Source organism: Shewanella sp. YQ_9 (assembly GCF_043103185.1).
Lineage (GTDB): Bacteria > Pseudomonadota > Gammaproteobacteria > Enterobacterales > Shewanellaceae > Shewanella > Shewanella algae.
This window is the reverse complement of the sequence record NZ_JBICJO010000003.1, coordinates 1-2046: the sequence shown is the minus strand read 5'-3', so window position 1 is coordinate 2046 and position 2046 is coordinate 1. Positions and strand designations below refer to the sequence as shown.

The following is a 2046-nucleotide window of genomic DNA, read 5'->3' as shown; positions in this document are numbered from 1 at the left end:
CTGTTCAGTTATTCTTTTTCTACTTTTTTAGTTCATACCTATTGCAATTCTTTTAGTTCATACCTATTCTGTCTTTAGTTCATACCTATTGATGAGGATCTAAAATGGCAACTGGTGTTCGTCGGGTGACTGTGAGTCTCCCGCCTCTTACTCTTAATCAGCTTGATTTTGTGGCGGCTCAGCTGGGTGTTTCTCGCTCCGCTTTCATAAGCGCTCTGCTTGGTGACATCCTCCCCCCTCTCGTGCCTATGGCTAAGCTTGTTAAGGCCTCTCAGGATGGTTCTGAGGCTGATTCTAAGCGTTATCGGGGGGAGTTTGCCTCAATACTTGATGAGCAGGTTAAAAAGCTAAATGCGGGCTATGGGGAGCTTCAGGATGACTTATTCAAGGAGTGATGTTTTTTGTGATTGGCTTACTGTTACCTGTCACCCGTCTGAGTCTTTTATAGATCGCCTTGTTTTGTTTCTTTTTCATCACATGTGCCCTATTTTGTCCTCTGACAAGGGTCAGGGCACGCCTGGTGCTCCCTCTAAGGCTACCTATCGTGTCGGTGATGGTACTTTGCAGCTTACTGCTAGTAAGGCCTTTCATAGTGCCTCCGCTTCCGGTGGCGCGCTCTCTTGGCTTCGCCGGCATGAGATTTATCGGGACTATCTCAATGTCCTTGGTGAGGTTCCTCATAATGTTTCTAGGCTTGATGCTACTGTTGACCTGTTCACTGATTGCCCCCCTGTGCTTCGTTCTCTTGAGTCTCGTTATCCTGATGATTATTTTAATTTTGGGCGAAAGGCTCTACGGGTTACTCGTCTCTACTCCTCCCGCACTTCTGATGGCCAGCTAACTGGTACTTGGTACGTTGGCCATCGTTCTAATGCGCGCGTTAGCGCGCGGGTCTATGACAAGCAGGCCGAAGCTCTGGAAAAGAGGGGGGAGTCATTACCACCTACAACTCGTATTGAGCTAACATTCCGTAAGGACTTTAACTGCTCTCTATACGATGCTCTCATGCCTGAAACTATATTTTATGCTCATGCCTCACCTAAGCTCGTAGACTTGCCCTCTGATAGGGTTGTGCTCCCTTGGGTTAACGAGGGTTGTGTTCCTTGGCAGTCTGAGCGTAAGGATTACGCGCTTACTCTGGATGTTTTTGAGCGCAGGCTTGCTGCCTCTCCTGATTTACAGTATCTGGCTGAGCTGTCTGCTCAGCTTGGGCCGGGTGCTAAGGCTACCGTTCTTCGTTATTTTGAGGCTGCTTTCAATCGCTATGCCTCACCTTCTGAGAACAATCGTTTTGATTCCTGTAATCAGGATTCTACTGAGGGGTCATCCTCTCAGAGCCCCAGCCCTGCGGTCTAGGTGGGTAGGGCCCCGCTTTAAGCGGGAAGGGACCCGCCGTAACCGATGGGCGCCCAGGCACGGAGTTGCAGCTCTGCACCTGGACTAACACAACCAACTGTATGGAGTTGATTATGCATATCACTGATTGTAACCCTCACTTTGTTTGTAACAAACTTGCTTCTCTCGAGCAGATAGCTCTTGCTGGTCTTATGCTGCATGAGCAGGGGCAAAGCGTTTCTGCTGGCTGTCTCTTTGAACAGCTCCAGTCTGAGCTTGAGACGTGTGTTTCTGCTCTCAAAATCTATGATGCGATCGTGTCTCAAGGGGGTGTGGGGGATGCCCCCACGGGTGACGCTTTATCTAAGCCCCTGCTAGACAGCCCGGAGGGCAGCGTAACTTTCAGCGCTTCTCAGGCTTGACGGTCGTAGACAAGCGTTTTTATCAGCGCTTTCTTGTACAACGATAACTGTACAGTGGAATCTCTGTATCCCGCTGACATCCAGTCCTCTAGGTGGGTTTATCTCATCACCTAGAGGACTTTCTTCTTGTGCTCCTTATGCGCACGGGAGCGGAAGGGGGTACAGCCCCGTGAGGGGGGTGTGCCCCTGCACGCGAATAGTCCGTAGTAATACCGACTATTCGTTTACCCTCGTGGTACTGAATACCCCCTCATCAGGCCTGTATGCCACTGGGATAAAAGGTTTTTTT

At 49.8% G+C, this 2046-nt stretch carries 2 protein-coding genes; both read left to right on the top strand.

From position 1 onward, the window contains the following. Positions 1 to 375: 375 nt before the first annotated feature. Positions 376 to 1356: a hypothetical protein gene (locus tag ACF8D4_RS01115; RefSeq protein ID WP_392468231.1), complete on the top strand. Its 981-nt coding sequence runs from the start codon at positions 376 to 378 to the stop codon at positions 1354 to 1356. Positions 1357 to 1469: 113 nt separating this feature from the next. Further along, on the top strand, positions 1470 to 1757 hold the full coding sequence (locus ACF8D4_RS01110; protein WP_335919123.1) for a hypothetical protein: 288 nt from the start codon (positions 1470 to 1472) through the stop codon (positions 1755 to 1757). Positions 1758 to 2046: the final 289 nt, after the last annotated feature.

What these genes read in the sequence shown, in the direction of transcription:
- ACF8D4_RS01115 (WP_392468231.1), top strand. Translation starts at nt 376, where the DNA reads ATGACTTATTCAAGGAGTGATGTTTTTTGTGATTGGCTTACTGTTACC.
- ACF8D4_RS01110 (WP_335919123.1), top strand. Translation starts at nt 1,470, where the DNA reads ATGCATATCACTGATTGTAACCCTCACTTTGTTTGTAACAAACTTGCT.